The sequence below is a fragment of the Sphingobium sp. SA916 genome (assembly GCF_002894065.1).
GTDB classification, from domain to species: domain Bacteria; phylum Pseudomonadota; class Alphaproteobacteria; order Sphingomonadales; family Sphingomonadaceae; genus Sphingobium; species Sphingobium fuliginis.
Map to the genome: position 1 here is coordinate 14,333 of NZ_LXYF01000041.1, position 18,445 is coordinate 32,777.

The following is an 18,445-nucleotide window of genomic DNA, read 5'->3' on the forward strand; positions in this document are numbered from 1 at the left end:
GGAATAGGGACAGGGCGTTCAAGTGAACTACAAGCACATCTTCACGCAGGCGATCGACCGGCTCCATAGCGAAGGCCGCTACCGGGTTTTCATCGACATCCTGCGCAACAAGGGCGCCTTCCCCAACGCCCGCTGCTTCCACGGCCATAACGGGCCCAAGCCCATCACCGTCTGGTGCTCCAACGACTATCTCGCCATGGGCCAGCATCCCAAGGTCGTCGCCGCGATGGAAGAGGCGCTGCACGATGTCGGCGCGGGCTCCGGCGGCACCCGCAATATCGGCGGCAACACCCATTATCATGTTGATCTGGAGGCCGAACTGGCCGACCTGCACGGCAAGGAAGGCGCGCTGCTCTTCACCTCGGGCTATGTCTCGAACGAAGCGACGCTCTCGACCCTCGCCAAGATCCTGCCCGGCTGCATCATCTTCTCCGACGAGCTGAACCATGCCTCGATGATCGCGGGCATCCGCAATTCGGGCTGCGAGAAGCGCGTCTTCCGCCACAATGACGTCGATCATCTGCGCGAACTGCTGGCCGCCGAAGACCCGGAAGCGCCCAAGCTGATCGCCTTCGAAAGCGTCTATTCGATGGACGGCGACATCGCCCCCATCGCCGCGATCTGCGACCTGGCCGACGAATATAACGCCCTCACCTATCTGGACGAGGTTCATGCAGTCGGCATGTACGGCGCGCGCGGCGGCGGCATTTCCGAACGGGACGAGGTGGCCGATCGCGTGACCATCATCGAAGGCACGCTGGGCAAGGCGTTCGGCGTGATGGGCGGCTACATCGCCGCCGACCAGATGATCGTCGACGTGATCCGCAGCTATGCGCCCGGCTTCATCTTCACCACCTCCCTCTCCCCTGTGCTGGTCGCCGGCGTGCTGGCCAGCGTCCGTCACCTCAAGCAGTCGAGCGAGGAACGCGAGGGCCAGCAGGCGTCCGCCGCGACCCTGAAGCGCCTGATGGCGGAAGCCGGCCTGCCGGTGATGCCGTCGGTGACGCACATCGTCCCCCTGATGGTGGGCGACCCGGTGAAGGCCAAGCGGATCAGCGACATATTGCTGGCGGAATATGGCGCCTATGTGCAGCCCATCAACTATCCCACCGTCCCGCGCGGCACGGAACGCCTGCGCTTCACGCCCGGACCGGCGCATACCGAAGAAATGATGCGCGAACTGGTCGATGCTCTGGTGGAAATCTGGGACCGGCTCGAACTGGAATTCAAGAAAGCGGCCTGACCGGCGCCCGCGCGAGTTCCGCTGGAGGCGCTGCCCTCATTCCCCCTCCCGCAGGCGGGGGGCTGGGATGGGTCGGCGCAACATCAGCGGCAATTTCCAGCGGCCAGGCCGGAATTCGCAACCCCGATCCGGGAACCGGCCAAAAACTCACAGCCGGATCAACCCACCCCTGACCGCATAGCCCCGATACAGGCTCCGGCTATGCGCAAAGCCCCCCATGTCCGCCGCCACCCTGCCGATCGCCTGCCTGAATTCCGCCCGCGGCGACACATGAAAGCGCGCCAGCCACCCGAACAGCGCCCGCTTCCACAAGCCCGGCAGACCATCCTGCTGCCCGAAGTCGACAATCTCCAGCTTGCCGCCATGCGCGACGCAACCCGCCGCCTGCCCCAGAGCCGCTTCCCAGTCCGGGATCATGGACAGCGCATAGCTGATGAACACCCGCTCGAACCGTTCCCGCCCGAACAGCGCCCCTGCATCGAACGCACAGGCATCCCCCTGCGCCAGCACGACGCGATCCCCCAGGCCCGCCTTCGCCACGGCTTTGCGCGCCGTCCCCAGCATCGCCTCGGAAATATCGACGCCATAGAGCCGCGCCTCCGGCCAGGCCTTGCCCACGGCGATCAGATTGCGTCCCGTGCCGCAGCCGATCTCCAGCACCGCCCCACCGCGCGGCGGCGCCAGGTCGGCAATAAGCCCATCCCGCCCGAGCAGGTAGAATTTCCGCGACAGGTCGTAAATGTGCCGCTGATGCCGATAGACGCTGTCCATCAGCCCGCCATGCCCGCCCGTCATCACGCCCTCCCCAGCACATAGAGGTGAACGCCGCCATAAATGGCCGACCGGTCCCGCGCCGTATATTCCCGCGATTCCTCCGCCCGATAGTCCCAGCGCGACAGCAGCGCATCGTCGACCCGCCCCGGCAGGATGCTCGGTTCGCCCGCCGTCCGGAACAGCACCCGCGCATTTTGCTTCGCCGTTCGCGTGATCTGGGCCCAAAGCGCGTTCAACTGCGCATCGTCCATCCAGTCTTGCGCGTCGAGCAGGATGTAGCGATCGACGGACCCCGCCTCCTGCGACGCCAGGAAGTCGGTGAAGTTCACATGCCGGACATCCACCCGCCCGGCGCGTTCCACCACGGCCGCATGGTTCGCGGCCTGCAAATAGGGCGGCAATGGCCCCTCGCCGCCGGCATAACCGCGCTCGAAAGCCTGCACCGCGAAATAATTGTCCTTGAGGTCGAAGCCGCAGGCCAGCTTTTCCAGCCGCGCCTTCAGCACGCCGTCCATCCGCGCGTCCCCGGCAAGCGCCTCATATTGCGCGGGCGGGATGCCCAGGCCGAAGAGCGAAGCCGGCTGGCTCGTCAGCCATCGCATGAAGGGGCTGTCGAACACCGGCGCCAGCTCCGTTTCGAAGATCGCCCGCTGCTCCTCCCGCGATTTCGCATCCAGCATCCGCCGCGGATCGACGCCATGCAACCGCGCCAGCAGATGCGCCGCGCCGATGAAGCGCCCCAGCAGCCCATGCCTGTAAATCCCCCGCGCAAAGCCGCCGATCCGCCGCCGCCCGATGAAGTCCCGCCCCTCCCAATAGCGCCGCGTGGCGTCGTCCAGCACCGGCGCCACGAAGGTGCGATAGGCCGCCACATTCTCCCTGCAATCCGCCCTGGCGAAGAAGCGATGGAAGGCCCGATGGTCCGGCAATGCCTGCGCCGCCGCCAGCTTCAGCCGGTTGAGCGCGATATGCGCGGTGTTGAGGTCGACCGCCGTGATCTTCGCCGGATCGGCCGTCAGATAGCTCAGCACATTGCACCCGCCCGAAGCGATGGTGACGACATGGCTGTCCGGCCCGATCGCCAGCGCTTCCATGTCGACCTCCGGATCTTCCCAGATCTGCGCATAGACAAGGCCCCGGAACGCAAAGGTAAAGGCCCGCTCCAGCAGGCCCTGTTTCGACAGATGCCGATGCCGGTGCACCGCGCGGGTAACATTCTGGTGAGCCGTAGATGCCATGTGCCGCGCCTCCTCGCTGCCGGTCGTCCGGCGGCGCATAGGGCAACGGCATGTCGTACCCATGACGATCGGGTTACGGCAATATGAAGGCCCTTGCGGAACCAAGCGGCGCATTCCACCTTCTTCCACAGCAATGCCTCACTGGATCGAACCCCACCCCACCGGCATCTATGTCCGCCCGGCCGATGCCTGGATCGATCCCTCCGTCCCGCGGGAACGCGCGCTCGTCACCCATGGCCATGCCGATCATGCGCGCGGCGGCCACGGCCATGTCTGGGCGACGGAGGAAACGCTGGCGATCATGGCCCTGCGCTACGGCACCGCGTCGGGCACGGCGGTGCCCTATGGCGAAGAAATCCGCATGAACGGAGTCACGATCAGCTATGTGCCCGCCGGCCATGTCCTCGGTTCCGCCCAGATCCTGCTGTCCCACGCTGGCGAGCGGGTGGTCGTCACCGGCGACTACAAGCGCCGCCCCGATCCCACCTGCAAAGCCTTCGAACCCGTCCCCTGCGACATCTTCGTCACCGAAGCCACATTCGGCCTGCCGGTCTTCCGCCATCCCGACACGGGCAGCGAGGTCGACCGCCTGCTCGCCGCCCTGCACGCCCATCCCGACCGCTGCGTCCTGGTCGGCGCCTACGCCCTGGGCAAGGCGCAGCGCCTGATCTGCGAACTGCGCGCCAGGGGTCATCACGACCCCATCCACATCCATGGCGCGCTGGAGAGGATGTGCGCGCTCTACGAACAATTCGGCGTCGCCCTGGGAGAGCTGCGCCCGGCGACCGGCCTCCCCGCCGGGGACATGCGCGGCCGCATCGTCGTCTCGCCCCCATCCGCCCTCAACGACCGCTGGAGCCGCCGCCTGCCCGACCCGATCACCGCCATGGCGTCGGGCTGGATGCGCGTCCGCCAGCGCGCCCGCCAGCGCAATGTCGAACTTCCGCTCATCATCTCCGACCATGCCGACTGGGACGAGCTGACCGACACCATCCGCGAGGTGGCCCCGTCGGAAACCTGGATCACCCACGGGCGGGAGGAAGCCCTGCTCCACTGGTGCATGACCCACCAGATGCGCGCCCGCGCCCTCGCCCTGGTGGGCCGCGAAGACGAGGATGAAGGCTGATGCGCGCCTTCTCCCGGCTTCTCGACGGCCTCGTCTACACCCGCTCCCGCAACGGCAAGCTGGACCTTATCGCCAGCTACATGCGCAGCGCCCCCGACCCGGACCGGGGCTGGGCGCTCGCCGCCCTCACCGGCAATCTCGACCTGAAAGCGGTCAAGGCTTCCACCATAGCGGAAATGACCCGCGCCCGCGTCGATCCGGTCCTTTTCGAAATGAGCCGGGACTATGTGGGCGACCTCGCCGAAACCGTGGCCCTCCTCTGGCCCAAGGCGGAGGACCAGCCGCCGGAGGTGGACGACGGCTCCCTCACCCTATCCGCCATAGTCGACCGCCTCCACGCCACCAGCCGCGCCGCCGCCCCGACGACCCTGGCCCGGATGATGGACCATCTCGACGCCTCCGGCCGCTTCGCCCTGCTGAAGCTCGCAACCGGCGGCCTGCGCGTCGGCATCTCCGCCCGGCTCGCCAAGACCGGCTTCGCCCAGGCCTTCGGGCTCGACGTCGACGATGTCGAGGAATGCTGGCACGCACTGGCCCCACCCTATGCCGACCTGTTCGCCTGGGCGGAGGGCAGGTCGGACCGCCCGGATCCCGCCGGCACGCCCTTCTTCCGCCCCTTCATGCTCGCCCATCCGCTGGAGGCCGAAAGCGTCGACCTTTCCGACTATGCCGCCGAATGGAAATGGGACGGCATCCGCATCCAGATCGTCGGCACGGGCGCGCAGACCCGCCTCTACAGCCGCGCCGGAGACGACATCACCGGCAGCTTCCCCGACATAGCCGAAGCCTTCCGCCATCATGCGGTGCTGGACGGAGAACTGCTCGTGAAAGGGGAGTTTCAGGGCGGAGAGGCTGCCAGCTTCAACGCCCTCCAGCAACGCCTCGGCCGCAAGGCGGTGACGGCGAAGATGATGGACGATTATCCCGCCTTCGTCCGCCTCTACGACATATTGCTCGACGCGGAGGAGGACCTTCGGCCGCTCCCTTGGGAACAGCGCCGCCTCCGCCTCGAAGCCACCGTGCCCCAGCTGGACCCGCACCGCTTCGACATCTCGGCCCTCATCGAAGCACCCGATTTCGACAGCCTGGCGGAAATACGCGCCGGCGCCCGCGACGCCGCGATCGAGGGCGTGATGCTCAAGCGCCGCGACAGCCCCTATGTCGCGGGGCGCAAGGCCGCGCTCTGGTATAAATGGAAACGCGATCCGCTGACCGCCGACTGCGTGATGATGTACGCGCAGCGGGGCCATGGCAAACGCTCCTCCTTCTATTCCGACTATACCTTCGGCTGCTGGACGGCGGACGGCGAACTGCTGCCCGTCGGCAAAGCCTATAGCGGCTTCACCGACGAGGAACTGAAATGGCTCGACCGCTTCGTGCGGACCAACACGGTCAACCGCTTCGGCCCGGTGCGGGAGGTGGAAAAGTCGCTGGTGCTGGAGGTCGCCTTCGACAGCATCCACGAAAGCAAGCGGCATAAATCGGGGCTGGCCATGCGCTTCCCCCGGATCGCGCGCATCCGGAAGGACAAGCCTGCGCATGAGGCGGATACGGTGGAGGGATTAAGACGGTTGGTGAACTGACGCGCGACGCGCCTGAACCCGAAGGGGACGGGCCTATGGCGGAAAATCACCCGATTCCCCCAATTCCCTTCCAGTCCCAATGCCTCTAGGCTCTCCAAAAAAGGAGATTCCAATGCCCTACACCGGAAGCTGCCATTGCGGCGCCGTCACCTTCACCGTAGCCGCCGATGCGCCCGGCGAGGCGATGACCTGCAACTGCTCCCACTGCCGCCGCAAGGGCTTCATGCTGACCTTCGTCCCCGCGGACCAGTTCACCCTCGACAGCGGCGCGGACAAGCTGAGCGACTATCAATTCTACAGGCACAGGATCACGCACCAGTTCTGCACCGACTGCGGCACGCAGGCCTTCGCGCAGGGCCAGGGCCCCGATGGCTCGGCCATGCAGGCCATCAACCTGCGCTGCGTTCCCTCCGTCGATCTCGACGCGCTCAGGATCAGCAAGGTGGATGGGGCGAGTTTCTAGGACGGGTCGATATTCAGCCCATGGCGTGCGGGGGGGGGCTGACCGGGCTCCCTCTCGACAGACTGACTTTGCGCTGTAACGCCAACTCCCTATATGGGCGCTTTCGCGCGGATCGCGCGGCACAGCTATGGAGCAGTTGAATTGAGCAAGGTTCTGGTCATTGGTGCGGGTGGCGTCGGGTCTGTCGCGGTTCACAAAATGGCGATGAACTCTGACATTTTCAGCCATATCACACTCGCCAGCCGCCGCATCGTCTCCTGCGAGAAGGTGGCCGAATCGGTGAAGGCCCGCACCGGCGTCACCATCGACGTGGCGCAGGTCGACGCCGACAATGTCGCCGAAACCGTCGCCCTCATCGAAAGGGTGCAGCCGAAACTGGTCGTGAACCTTGCCCTGCCCTATCAGGACCTGGCGATCATGGACGCCTGCCTCGCGACCAAAACCGACTATCTGGACACCGCCAATTACGAACCGCGCGACACGGCGAAGTTCGAATATAGCTGGCAATGGGCCTATCAGGAGCGCTTCAAGGAAGCCGGCATCATGGCGCTGCTGGGCTCGGGCTTCGACCCCGGCGTCACCAGCGTCTTCGCCAGCTACATCAGGAAGCATCTGCTCGACCGGATCGACACGCTCGACATACTCGACTGCAATGGCGGCGACCATGGCCAGCATTTCGCCACCAACTTCAACCCGGAAATCAACATCCGCGAAGTCACCGCACCCTCGCGCCACTGGGAAGGCGGCAAGTGGGTGGAGGGCCCGGCGCTGAAACACAAGCAGGTCTTCGATTTCGACCAGGTGGGGCAGAAGAACATGTACCTCATGTATCATGAGGAACTGGAATCGCTCGCCAAATTCTACCCCGAAATCAAGCGCATCCGTTTCTGGATGACCTTTGGCGACGCTTATCTCAAGCATCTGGAAGTGCTCCAGAATGTCGGCATGACGCGCATCGATCCCGTGATGTACAATGGGCAGGAAATCATCCCGCTCCAGTTCCTGAAGGCCGTGCTGCCCGAACCGTCCAGCCTGGGTTCGACCACCAGGGGCAAGACCAATATCGGCGACATCGCCACCGGCCTCAAGGATGGAAGCCAGAAGACGGTCTATGTCTATAATGTCTGCGACCATGAGGACGCCTATGCGGAAACCGGCAACCAGGCGGTCAGCTACACCACCGGCGTCCCCGCGATGATCGGCGCGGCGCTGATGCTGACCGGCGCATGGCGGGGTGAAGGCGTGTTCAACATCGAACAGTTCGATCCCGATCCCTTCATGGACATGCTGAACCGGCACGGCCTGCCCTGGCAGGTGAAGGAACTGCCCGCGCCGCTGGATTTCTAAACTGGATTTCTAAAAAAGCTTCGTTCCTGACGCCGTTCGGGCTGAGCCTGTCGAAGCCCCTTACTTTTCTTCAAAGTAAGCCGCACCTCAACAGGCTCAGGGCGGCGTGGATGAACCGATGGAAACCAAAGCCGGCGATCCCGCCGCCTTCGCCCATTTCGACCTGCGCCGCGTCCCTTCGCCCGCCTTCGTGGTGGACGAGGCCGCGGTGCGCCGCAACCTGTCGGTCCTGCGCGACATCCGCGACCGCGCGGGGATCAGGGTGCTGGGCGCGCTCAAGGCCTTCTCCATGTGGTCGCTTGGGGGCGTGATCGGCGAATATCTCGACGGCGTCTGCGCCTCCGGCATATATGAAGCGCGCCTCGGCCGGGAAGAATATCGCGGCGAAGTCGCCACCTATTGCGCCGCCTACAAGCCTGAAGATCTGGCCGAAATCCTTAGGATTTCAGACCATGTCATCTTCAACAGCCCCGGCCAGATCGCGCGCCTGCGCCCGGTCATCGACGATGCCCGGATGAACGGTGTGAACTTCGACATCGGCCTGCGCCTCAATCCCCTCCATGCGGAGGGGGAGGTGCCCAAATATGACCCGTCCCAACCGCACAGCCGCCTCGGCTTTCCCATCGACCAGCTGTGCCCCGAACATCTGGAGGGCGTCGACGGCCTCCACATCCACAATCTGTGCGAACAGGATTTCCTGCCGCTTCAGCGTACCTGGGCCGCCATCGAATCCCGCGTCATGCCCCATGTCGGCCGCCTCAAATGGCTGAACTTCGGCGGCGGACATCATGTCACGCGCGCGGATTACCAGATCGACGACCTGATCGCCTTCCTCCGGGCGATAAAGGCGCAAACCGGCCTCCAACTCTATATCGAGCCGGGCGAGGCGATGGCGCTGGACGCGGGCATATTGGTCGGTGAAATCCTCGACGTGATCGACAACGGCATGCCCGTGGCGATCACCGACATCTCCGCCACCTGCCACATGCCCGACGTGATCGAGGCGCCCTACCGCCCGGCCATGCTGCATGAGGAAGCGGACGGCCCCGTCACCCGACTCGGTGGTCCATCCTGCCTCGCCGGGGACATCATAGGGGACTATCGAGTCCCCGGCGGTGCGACTCCGGGGCGGCGGATCGCCTTCCTCGATCAGGCCCATTATTCGATGGTAAAGACCAACACATTCAACGGCGTGCCGCTGCCGGCCATCTGGCTGTGGAACTCGGAAACCGACGAACTCAAGCAAATCCGCGAGTTTTCCTACCAGGATTTCAAGTCCCGTCTCTCCTGACGCACATTTCATAGCCGGTCGCGCAACAAAATTTACGCATGCGCTTTACAGGGGGACCCCTGCCGCATATATCGCCCTTCCGCTGCCCCATGGGACTTCCACCGCAAGGCAGCTTCTTTGCCAACGACTACCCTGGAGGTCCCTTGAGTTGCACAAGCATCATAGCGCGCTGGGGGTAGCGACCGCCCTCAAACCGGCAGCACCGGTAACGCTGATCCGTCCCCAAGCTGCGGCCCGGGCCGCCCGATTCTTCTCTGAGAAGTTTCCGGGACGCTCGCTCTATGCAGTCAAGGCGAATCCGTCTCCCGATCTGATCCGCACCCTCTTCGCTTCCGGCATCACGCATTTCGACGTGGCGTCCATCGCGGAGGTGCGCCTGGTGGCGGAGACGCTGCAGGGCGAGGGCAAGCTTTGCTTCATGCACCCGGTCAAGGCCGAGGAAGCGATTGCAGAGGCCTATCACGTCCATGGCGTGCGCACCTTCTCGCTCGACACGCTGGACGAGCTTGCGAAGATCATGCGCGCCACGAATGATGCGACCGACCTTGAGCTGTGCGTGCGCCTGCGCGTTTCCTCCGAACATTCGGAACTCAGCCTTGCGTCCAAATTCGGCGCCGAACTGGGCGAGACCCGCGAACTGCTGATGGCGACCCGCCAGGCGGCCGATGCTCTGGGCATCTGCTTCCATGTCGGCAGCCAGGCGATGAGCCCGCAGGCCTATAGCGACGCCATCGAACGCGTGCGCGCCGCCATTGTCGACGCGGCTGTCACGGTCGACATCATCGATGTCGGCGGCGGCTTCCCCTCCATCTATCCGGGCATGGAGCCGGTCGCGCTCGAAAATTATTTCGACGCGATTCACCGCGGTTTCGAGAGCCTGCCGATCAGCTATTCGGCCGAACTATGGTGCGAGCCCGGCCGCGCCCTTTCCGCCGAATACAGTTCGGTCGTCGTGCGCGTCGAACGCCGTCGCGGCACGGAACTCTATATCAACGACGGCGCCTATGGCGCACTGTTCGACGCGGCGCATATCGGCTGGCGCTTCCCTGTGGCCCTGCTGCGCGAGGAAGAGAGCGAGGCGGAACTGACCGGCTTCTCCTTCTATGGCCCCACCTGCGACGACATGGACCATATGGTCGGCCCCTTCATGCTGCCGGACGACGTGCAGGCGGGCGACTATATCGAAATCGGGATGCTCGGCGCCTATGGCGCCGCGATGCGCACCGGCTTCAACGGCTTCACATCTGAAGCCGTGGTGGAGGTGGAGGATGAGCCGATGGCCAGCCTCTATGTCGATGCGGTTCCGGTCCGCCGTCGCGCAACTGTCATCAAGCTGGGGTAGAGGCTTGGGCCTCCCCCTTGAGGAGAGGATGCAAGGCCCCTCGCCGCACTCCCCCGCGGCGAGGGGCTAATCTCTCAGCGCCGGAAGATGCCGACCAGTTCCACATGGGTGGACCAGCGGAACTGCCCCACCGGCCGAACCCGCTCCAGCCGATAGCCGCCGGCGATCAGATGCGCGGCATCCCGCGCGAAACTGGCAGGGTTGCACGAAATATAGGCGATCACCGGCACCCGCGATGCGGCGAGCTGCATCACCTGCTCGCGCGCCCCTGCGCGCGGAGGATCGATGACAATCCCCGCGAACCGGTCAATCTCCGCAGGCGTCAGCGGTCGCCTGAACAGATCGCGATGATCCGCCACCATGCGCCGCCGCGCCTTATTCGCCGCCGATTTGAGGGATAGGACAAGATCACGCGCCGCCTCCGCCGCATAGACGGGCCGCCCATCCCCCAAAGCCAGGGCGAATGTGCCAAGCCCGCAAAAGAGATCCGCAACGGCGCCCTCCGCCGGCATGGCGGCCTGCGCTTCCCGCACCAGCGCGGCTTCGCCATCGGGTGTCGCCTGAAGAAAAGCGAAGGGCGGAAAGGCAACCGGCACGCCGCCGAAGCTGACCGTGACCGGCTCCGGTTCCCACCGCGTCTGCGGACCGTCCCCTTCATCGATGGTCAGTCGAGCCAGCCCATGGTCCCGCGCAAAAGTCAGAAGCGCCTCGTCTGCGGCAAGCCCCTCGATCCGCACGCCCTCCAGCAAAAGATCGACGCCCTGATCGGTCAGCGACATGCGGACATGCGCAGCGCGCTTCTCGGGCAGGATGACCGCGCACAGGCTCCTCAGCGGCGCCACCAGCGCGAACAGCCGGGGATCGAGGATCTCGCACATCGCGAGATCGACCAGCATATGGCTGCCCGATTCGGCAAAGCCGATGACGACCTTCCGCCCCTGTCTGCTTGCGCGCAGCGATGCACGGCGACGGACCTTCGGCGGCGAGATATGCGGCGGCAGAAGCATGCCGGGTTCCACGCCCTGCCCTGCCAAGGCTCCTGCAACGCGCGCCGTCACGAACTCCGCGTAGCTCGCATCGTCGATATGCTGCAACTCGCATCCGCCGCAGGTCGGAAAGTGAACGCATGGCGCGTCGACATGATGCGGCCCCCGCAATATGCCGCCGTCCGCCGCGATCCTGTCTCCAGGCGCGGTCAACGGAACATGGCGGCCAAGGGCGGTCACGCCATCGCCCTTCGCGGCGATGCGGACGATGATGTCGGTATCAGGGTCGGTCACAGGCGGGAGGCGATAGCCGCTGGCAGCTCCGCAAGCAAATCGTCCGCGATGAACGCCGCGCCCGCCCGCCTCGCCGCCTCTCCATGCAGCCACAGCGCTTCACATGCCGCCTGGAATCCGTCCCCCGTGACAGCGAGCCGAGCAGCCACCAGCCCCGCCAGAACATCGCCCGTCCCCGCCGTCGACAGCCAGGATGAACCCGGCGGCGAAAGGACAGCGCGCCCATCCGGCGAGGCGACAATGCTGTCGCTTCCCTTGTAGATCAGCGTCGCGCGCGTCCGCTTCGCCGCCTCCAGCGCCCGCTCCACCTTGCTGCCCGGCAGATTTCCGAACAGGCGGACAAATTCGCCTTCATGGGGCGTCAAGACCGAGCCCTGCGGAATGGCGTCCACCCCCTCTTCCCCCAGCAAGACCAGCGCATCGGCGTCCAGAACAAGCGGATGCCCGGCGGCAAGCGCGGCTTTCAACCGATCCGAAGCCTCGCTCCCACGTCCCAGGCCCGGCCCTACCAATATGGCCCTGACCCGATCGTCGTTCAGAGAACGCGCCACATCCCCCGCCTTGTCGGCCTGCTGCGTGACGATGGCGCCCGGCCCCATGTGCACCGAACCCTGCACCAGATGCCGAACCATGCCCGATCCCGCAAGTGCCGCGGCCTGGCTGGCGAGCAGTCCGGCGCCCGCCATTTCGCCGCCAACCACGGCGACCAACCCCCGGCTATATTTATGCGCGTCGGGCGCCGGCGGATGCAACTGCGGCGGCGCCAGCCGGTGAATCTTCGCGCCGGAGGCGTCAATGCCGATGTCGGCGCAAACCAGCCGCCGCCAGCATCCTGCGGCCGGTTGCAACATATGCGCCGGCTTTAGCGCACCCAGGGCAATGCAGACGCCCATGTCAGGCACATCGGAAAGCAGTTCGCCCCTATCCGTCTGCACGCCGCTCGGCAGGTCCACGGCATAGCTGAAGCTCGCCTGTTCGGTAAGGGCGCGCAGCTTCGCCGCGATCGCCCCGTCCAGCCCACGAGAGAGGCCGGTCCCGAACAGCGCGTCCACGATCTGCGTCGCCGGCGCCGCGTCCAGGAAAGCTTCGACGGGGCCACCCCATGCCTCCCGCGCCTTCATGCTGGAATCCGTTCGGCTTTCGCCAAGGGCGGCGACGCGCACCGGCACGCCTCGCGCCCGAAGGAGCCGCGCGATCACGAAGCCGTCGCCGCCATTATTGCCGGGACCGCAGAGGACCAGCAAATCACGCTTTCCACCTGCCCGCCAGATGATCTCCGCAGCGGCGGCCCCCGCGCGCTCCATCAGCATATATTCAGCGATGCCGGCTGCGATCACCGCCTGCTCCGCCCGCCGCATCTCGGCCGCCGTCAGGATCGCATGCATCCGCATCATTTCTTCCCTTCGGAGAAGCGGGCGGGAAGGCGATAGCGGTCCTGCCCGACGCTCAACGCGATTGCCCCCTTGCCGGCGACCTGAATACTGGCCTGTTCCGCCCCGTCCGCCGGCGCGATTCCGCGTCCGTCATGGACTATCCGGAAGCGCCGGAAGCCGCCGTCCGCATGGCGCACCGTCAGCATATTCCCATCCCGCTCGACCGCACAATCCTCGCTCCACTCCGCGCCTGGTCCGATTGCGCAGAAAATCATTTCCCGCCCTTTCCCCGCAAGTTCGCCGGACTCCGGGCGAGGGCTGCATCCCGCCAGCGCCAGACACAGGAGCGCATCATGCATCAACGAGCGGGATTTCATCATTCCTGCCCGCTGCCCGTCATGCGAGCCGGCTGCGGCATTCGAGAACCACCGGAGCCAATATTGCGGCAAATCGCCTTTGCCCTTCCTCATCGCCGACCAGATCCTGCCGCATCTCTATGCCCAGATAGGGAATGCCGTTCCTCTCCGCATGGCGGTTCATCGTGGCGTTCAGCGCCTTGCCCGAATAGGGCAGCTGGTCACCCACCTTGAGCCCAGCCGCCTCCAACATGGGAATGGCGATCCGCGCGGCCCTGTCATCCTGGTTGTAGAGCACGCCGATGTCCCAGGGCCGCTTCTGATCGGGATCGCTGGCGAGGCGCGGCGTGAAGCTGTGGACGGACAGGATGAACGGCGAAGCCATGCCGTCCAGCAGCCGCGCGACATGATGATGATAGGGGTGGTGGAACCGCATCATCCGGTCGGCGAGGTCGGCATGGCGGTTTCCCGCAATGGCATGGCCATCGCTCATGACGGGCAGCAGGCCGGGTGCATCCTCTTCCCGGTTGAGGTCGATGACGAGGCGCGAAACGCCGCCGAGCACCGCCGTGCAGCCCAGTTGCCGCGCCAGCAGCGCGCTGACCTCCGCCACGCCGATGTCTATGGCGATATGATCGCTCAGCAAGGCGGCATCGATCCCCAGGTCGATGTCCGCCGGAACATGCGCCGAGGCATGATCGGCAATGATCAGGATGTTGAGGTCGCCTCCATCGATCTGTGTGAAAGCCTCGCTCATGCCGCCCTGATCCTCGTTTCCGCGACCCACCATCCGTTCCGACCAGCGCGCAAGGCCGCCGCCGCCTCCGCCATCTGCCGATCCCTATCGAAGAGGGCGAAGCAGGTCGCGCCCGACCCGGACATGCGGACAAGGCGCGCTCCGGCGCAGGCTCCCAGCGCCGCCAGTACATCCGCGACGACCGGCGCTGCCGCCGTGGCGGCCTGCTCCAGGTCGTTGCGCCCCTCGATGATCAACTGTTCCAGCCCCTCTGCCGCAAGCGGACCCCGGTCCAGTCGATCCCAAAGTCCGAAGACTTCCGTGGTCGACAGGGCGACGCCGGGATTGACGAGCAGGATCGGCATGGCGGTCAGGCCTTCGACAGCCTGAGGCTGCAATAGCTCGCCGCGTCCACGCACCATTTGCGGGATGCTGCCGATGCAGGCGGGAACGTCCGATCCCAATGAAAGGGCGATGCGCTCCAGAGCCTGCGGAGCCATCGGCGCATTCCAGAGCCTGGTCAGCAAACGCAGCGCAGCCGCGGCATCGGCGGAACCGCCGCCAATGCCCGAGGCGACAGGCAATATCTTGGTCAGCCTCAGATCGGCGCCGGGACTTCCCCCCAGATGGGCCTGCAACGCGCGGGCGGCCTTCACCACCAGATTGTCCGGGCCGCCATCCAGCAAGGGGCCGAACGGGCCATCCATCTCCAGCCTGATTTCTCCGTCCGCGCGGATGCGGCCCGTCAGCCTGTCGCCCAACTCGGTGAAGACGAACAGGCTCTCCAGCGCATGATAGCCGTCTGCCCGCTTGCCCCGGACATGGAGCGCCAGATTGATCTTGGCAAAGGCGGTTTCGACCAGTTCGCCCGCGTCCACGGGGCGGGCGGCGACATCCTCCGCTTCAACGTGCGGCATATTCCGGCTTCATCCCCTCTCTGGTCTTGGCGGCCAGTCGCTGCGCCGTCTCTCCCTCAGCAAAGACGGCCGCGGCGCGCCAGGCATAGCGCGCCTCATATCGTCGTCCGGCTGCCCAGAGCGCATCGCCCAGATGTTCGTTGATGGTCGCGTCTGAGGGCGCGCCCGCCGCTGCCCGCTCCAATATCGGCACGGCGGCATCGATGTCGCCGGTCACGAACTGCGCCCAGCCCAGGGAGTCGGTGATCGATGCATCCTGCGGCTTCAGCGCGCTCGCCTTCTTCAGCAATTCCAGCGCCGCATCCATGTTCTGCCGCCGCTCGATCTGCGCATAGCCCAGATAATTGAGTATGGCGGGTTCGTTCGGCGCCAGCTTGGCCGCCCGCTCCAGCACGGCCCGCGCTTGGTCCCATTGCGCGCCCTGTTCCAACGCGCTGCCTTCGAACAGCAGCAGCGCCCAGGGAACGGCATCGCCCGAATAACCGGCCTGCGCCGCGCGGAAGGCCGATGCGGCCGCCCGGTAATCCTTTTCCTGCATCAGCAACTGACCCAGCCGGACATGGCGTTCGGGCTCCGCATTGGGGACGGCTGCGAGCGCATGGGCAAGGGTGACTGCCTCCGGCCGCTGGCCCGCCGCCGCCAATGCCTCGACCAGTTCGGCCTGCCCCAGCGCGCCGTACCAGCCGGCTCCGGGGACCTTGCGGGCTTCCTCGACCGCATAGGCCGCATAACCGCCCCGGCTCAGCAAATCGGCGGCGACGATGCGGGGCGCGGCCCCGGCAGGATCGGCAAAGGCGGCGATGCGCGCTAGCCTGATCCCCAGCGACCCCGTGCTGCCGTCCGAGGATATGTCGGCGGCCAGCCGGGTAAGCAGCCGGGCGAACCCCTGCCCCGCCGTCAGGGCCTTGCCATGGAACGAAAGCGCCTTGCCCCTGGCAATATCCTCGCGGGCCTGCGCGAAATTGGCGTGGGTTTCGGGCAGAAGCACCAGCGCATCCGCCCTGGCGCCCCGCGCCGCCAATTGTCCGGCGAAGAGCAGCCGCAGTTCGTCCGCCTCTGCGGTCCGCAATGCAAGCGCCTGGTTGATTGATGGCCGGGCAGTCTGAAGGTCGCCGTTACGCAGCGCCTGCAGCGCCAGATGTTCGTCCAGATAACGTTTCGCGAGGGAGGCGAAACGATCCGTGGGATCGATGACGGGCGCCGCATAGCGCCCCTCCCCCACCGAAATCCAGCTGCGCATGATCGGCGCCAGAAAGGCGAAATTGCCTTCCGCCACCATGCGGTCGACGATCAGCCTTGCACCTGCCCAATCCTTCCGGTTCAGCGCGTCCGCGATCTGGAGCAGGGTGCCGTCGCGCGGCAGGATGCCGTCGCTTTCCAGCACGGCGGCGGAGCGCAGCGCCAGCGCCATATCGCCGCTGATCACCGCCTGGAAATAGGATCGGCGGGCAACCTCCAGGCTGGCGGGATCGCCCGCCAGCGCTTGCCGGTAGCTGGTCAGCGCAAGACCGGGAGCGCCGTCGTCATCGGCCAGGCGCCCCCGCATATAGGCATGCAATGCGCTGCCGGGGTCCACCGATGCGCCCGCCGCGGCGGGCAGCACCAGCATGATTGCAGCAAATGCCTGTTGAGGTAGGCGCCTACATGTTCGGATAGTTCGGTCCTCCACCGCCCTCGGGCACCACCCAGTTGATGTTCTGGGTCGGGTCCTTGATGTCGCACGTCTTGCAGTGGACGCAGTTCTGCGCATTGATCTGGAAGCGGGGTTCGCCTTCTTCCAGTCCGACCACTTCATAGACGCCCGCCGGACAATAGCGTTGCGCCGGCTCGTCATAAAGGGGCAGGTTGTAGGAAATCGGGATGGACGGGTCCTTGAGCTGGAGATGGACCGGCTGATCCTCTTCATGATTGGTGTTGCTGAGGAACACCGACGACAGCCGGTCGAAGCTGATCACGCCATCGGGCTTGGGATAATCGATCTTCCTCGACACGTCCTTGCGCCACAGCTTCTCCGCATCGGGCTTGTGCTTCATCGTGAAGGGCAGGCCGATCTTCAGCGTGCGCATCCACATGTCGATGCCCGCCAGCACCGTGCCGATGGTGTTGCCGAACTTCGACAGCAGCGGCTCGGCATTCTTGACCAGTTGCAGTTCGGTCGCGATCCAGCTCGACCGCAGATTGGCCTCATAATCGTCCAGCACATCGCTCGACCGTTCGGCCCGGATCGCAGCGAAGGCCGCCTCCGCCGCCAGCATGCCCGATTTCATCGCGGTATGCGTGCCCTTGATGCGGGGCACGTTGACGAAGCCCGCCGAGCAACCGATCAACGCGCCGCCCGGGAAGGCGAGCTTGGGGATCGACTGCCAGCCGCCCTCGTTGATCGCCCGCGCGCCATAGGAGACGCGACGGCCGCCCTCCAGATATTTGCGGATCTCCGGATGCTGCTTCCAGCGCTGGAATTCCTCGAACGGGTAGAGATAGGGGTTGCGATAGCCCAGCCCCACGACGAAGCCCAGCGCCACCTGCCCATTGGCCTGATGGTAGAGGAAGCCGCCGCCATAGGCGTCGGTCAGCGGCCAGCCCTGGGTATGGATGACGAGGCCGGGCTTGTGCTTGGCGGGATCGATGTCCCACAATTCCTTCATGCCCAGGCCATAGACCTGCGGCTCGCTGTCGGCATCGAGCGCGAACTGGCGCTTCAATATCTTGGTGAGATGGCCCCGCGCGCCCTCCGCAAAGAAGGTGTAGCGCGCATGCAGTTCCAGCCCAGGCTGATAGTCAGGCTTGCGATTGCCCTCCCGGTCGATACCCATGTCGCCGGTCGCGACGCCCTTCACCGACCCGTCCTCATTGTAGAGGATTTCCGCCGCCGCGAAGCCGGGGAAGATTTCCACGCCCAGCCCCTCGGCCTGTTCGGCCAGCCAGCGGCAGAGATTGCCCAGCGATCCGGTATAGGTGCCCTTGTTGTGCATCCAGCCCGGCGTCATGATGTGCGGCATGCTCATCTTGCCGCCCTTGCTGAGGAACCAGTGCTGATTGTCCGTCACTGGCACTTCGGCCATCGGGCAGCCCATGTCGCGCCATTCGGGGAACAACTCATCCAGCGCCTTGGGATCGACCACCGCGCCCGACAGGATATGGGCGCCGATTTCCGAGCCCTTTTCCAGCACGCAAACCGACAATTCCTGCCCAGCCTCGTTCGCGAGTTGCTTCAGCCTGATGGCCGAAGACAGCCCCGCCGGTCCCCCGCCGACGATGACGATGTCATAGGGCATCGAATCCCGTTCGCTCATATTCCCTCCATTTCGTCGACGCCGCCGGTTTTCCTTCCTGATCCGGTCGCCGCGCTACCCAAACGTTTTGCCACTGAGCGCGA

Annotated in this window: 16 protein-coding genes; 7 read left to right on the plus strand and 9 right to left on the minus strand. The window is 65.5% G+C overall.

Annotated elements, in window-relative coordinates:
* Positions 1-22 precede the first annotated feature (22 nt).
* Entirely contained in the window at positions 23-1,243 is a 1,221-nt protein-coding gene (gene hemA, locus A8G00_RS12640; protein ID WP_044662361.1) for a 5-aminolevulinate synthase, read from the plus strand.
* Between the two features lie 147 nt (positions 1,244-1,390).
* Here the strand turns inward: hemA and A8G00_RS12645 are convergent, their stop codons facing one another.
* Together A8G00_RS12645 and A8G00_RS12650 are read right to left on the minus strand one after the other, a co-directional pair.
* Positions 1,391-2,038, minus strand: a complete 648-nt coding sequence (locus tag A8G00_RS12645; RefSeq protein WP_103000828.1) for a class I SAM-dependent methyltransferase — start codon at positions 2,036-2,038, stop codon at positions 1,391-1,393.
* A complete protein-coding gene (locus tag A8G00_RS12650) occupies positions 2,038-3,255 on the minus strand; it encodes a DUF3419 family protein (RefSeq protein WP_103000911.1) in 1,218 nt (405 codons plus the stop codon). The genes A8G00_RS12645 and A8G00_RS12650 overlap by 1 nt, the downstream gene beginning before the upstream one ends.
* Before the next feature lie 133 nt (positions 3,256-3,388).
* Between A8G00_RS12650 and A8G00_RS12655 the strand changes: the two genes are divergently transcribed.
* From A8G00_RS12655 to A8G00_RS12680, 6 genes are all read left to right on the plus strand, one after another.
* Positions 3,389-4,381: a ligase-associated DNA damage response exonuclease gene (locus A8G00_RS12655; RefSeq protein ID WP_044662363.1), complete on the plus strand. Its 993-nt coding sequence runs from the start codon at positions 3,389-3,391 to the stop codon at positions 4,379-4,381.
* A complete protein-coding gene (locus A8G00_RS12660) occupies positions 4,381-5,964 on the plus strand; it encodes a cisplatin damage response ATP-dependent DNA ligase (RefSeq protein WP_025547386.1) in 1,584 nt (527 codons plus the stop codon). The genes A8G00_RS12655 and A8G00_RS12660 overlap by 1 nt, the downstream gene beginning before the upstream one ends.
* 112 nt (positions 5,965-6,076) lie before the next feature.
* Entirely contained in the window at positions 6,077-6,427 is a 351-nt protein-coding gene (locus A8G00_RS12665) for a GFA family protein (RefSeq protein WP_025547387.1), read from the plus strand.
* A 141-nt stretch (positions 6,428-6,568) separates the two neighbouring features.
* Complete coding sequence (locus tag A8G00_RS12670) at positions 6,569-7,774, plus strand: saccharopine dehydrogenase family protein (RefSeq protein ID WP_025547389.1); 1,206 nt, start codon at positions 6,569-6,571, stop codon at positions 7,772-7,774.
* Between the two features lie 118 nt (positions 7,775-7,892).
* Positions 7,893-9,065 carry a carboxynorspermidine decarboxylase gene (locus A8G00_RS12675; protein ID WP_103000829.1) on the plus strand — a complete coding sequence of 391 codons (1,173 nt, stop codon included), beginning with the start codon at positions 7,893-7,895 and terminating at the stop codon, positions 9,063-9,065.
* A gap of 148 nt (positions 9,066-9,213) precedes the next feature.
* Complete coding sequence (locus A8G00_RS12680) at positions 9,214-10,407, plus strand: type III PLP-dependent enzyme (RefSeq protein ID WP_048578614.1); 1,194 nt, start codon at positions 9,214-9,216, stop codon at positions 10,405-10,407.
* 74 nt (positions 10,408-10,481) lie between these two features.
* On the opposite strand, the gene A8G00_RS12685 is transcribed toward A8G00_RS12680, so the two are convergent.
* From A8G00_RS12685 to A8G00_RS12715, 7 genes are all read right to left on the minus strand, one after another.
* Positions 10,482-11,687: a class I SAM-dependent RNA methyltransferase gene (locus A8G00_RS12685; protein WP_103000830.1), complete on the minus strand. Its 1,206-nt coding sequence runs from the start codon at positions 11,685-11,687 to the stop codon at positions 10,482-10,484.
* A complete protein-coding gene (locus A8G00_RS12690; RefSeq protein ID WP_103000831.1) occupies positions 11,684-13,078 on the minus strand; it encodes an NAD(P)H-hydrate dehydratase in 1,395 nt (464 codons plus the stop codon). The genes A8G00_RS12685 and A8G00_RS12690 overlap by 4 nt, the downstream gene beginning before the upstream one ends.
* A complete protein-coding gene (locus tag A8G00_RS12695) occupies positions 13,078-13,335 on the minus strand; it encodes a hypothetical protein (RefSeq protein ID WP_253257989.1) in 258 nt (85 codons plus the stop codon). The genes A8G00_RS12690 and A8G00_RS12695 overlap by 1 nt, the downstream gene beginning before the upstream one ends.
* 121 nt (positions 13,336-13,456) lie before the next feature.
* The gene (locus A8G00_RS12700; protein ID WP_103000832.1) at positions 13,457-14,173 is read right to left on the minus strand and encodes an N-formylglutamate amidohydrolase; all 717 of its coding nucleotides are present in this window, start codon (positions 14,171-14,173) and stop codon (positions 13,457-13,459) included.
* Positions 14,170-15,069, minus strand: a complete 900-nt coding sequence (locus A8G00_RS12705; RefSeq protein WP_103000833.1) for a 4-(cytidine 5'-diphospho)-2-C-methyl-D-erythritol kinase — start codon at positions 15,067-15,069, stop codon at positions 14,170-14,172. The genes A8G00_RS12700 and A8G00_RS12705 overlap by 4 nt, the downstream gene beginning before the upstream one ends.
* Complete coding sequence (locus A8G00_RS12710) at positions 15,056-16,678, minus strand: tetratricopeptide repeat protein (RefSeq protein ID WP_103000834.1); 1,623 nt, start codon at positions 16,676-16,678, stop codon at positions 15,056-15,058. Before A8G00_RS12710 ends, A8G00_RS12705 begins: the two co-directional genes overlap by 14 nt.
* Positions 16,679-16,709: 31 nt before the next feature.
* Positions 16,710-18,362: an electron transfer flavoprotein-ubiquinone oxidoreductase gene (locus A8G00_RS12715; protein ID WP_044662370.1), complete on the minus strand. Its 1,653-nt coding sequence runs from the start codon at positions 18,360-18,362 to the stop codon at positions 16,710-16,712.
* Between the last annotated feature and the right edge of the window lie 83 nt (positions 18,363-18,445).